Consider the following 515-nt stretch of genomic DNA (forward strand, 5'->3'; position numbering starts at 1 on the left):
GAAATTTCCAATGCCCTTTAAAAAGGACGGCGGTGGCACCATGCTGACTATGCTGCTGTCTACTAAGGGCAAGTAAACTTTTGGCTGGGCTCTACTAACGAATCCGTTGGAATAAGTGCAGTCGGTATTGTATTTGTATCCATTGTTGGTGGCGAAAGCGTTGTCGTTATTGTATCCGCCGTTGATGGGCCAATCGTATAAGTCCCGGAAGTTGTGGGTGGAATTCGCGTAGTCCTGGACGTAGCCGTTGCTGGTGAAGGAAGCGTACCTGATGTTGGAGGCAGAAGCGTGGGTCTTGCCGTATCCGTTGTTGTTGAAATGAACGTGGTTGTCAACGAGTGCGATGGCGGCGTTATCGATCTCGTTCTGGGTCTTTTTGTGGAAGGCTTCAAATTTCTTGATTAGATCTTGTAGATGTGGCATGCCATCGCTAATTTTGTGCTTCTCTCCTATCTCCGAGTTTCCTTTGCTGTTCTGCATAGCCGAAGACTGCAGAGTATAGTGTCCCTTCGACT

The 515-nt window shown here is 48.2% G+C and carries 1 protein-coding gene; it reads right to left on the reverse strand.

Going from position 1 to position 515, the window contains the following annotated elements:
• A partial coding sequence (locus G3A47_RS23500; protein WP_208328467.1) for a hypothetical protein occupies window positions 1-480 on the reverse strand: 480 nt, incomplete at its 3' end.
• Window positions 481-515: the final 35 nt, after the last annotated feature.

The organism is Flavobacterium poyangense, from assembly GCF_011751075.1.
Taxonomy (GTDB): Bacteria; Bacteroidota; Bacteroidia; order Flavobacteriales; family Flavobacteriaceae; genus Flavobacterium; species Flavobacterium poyangense.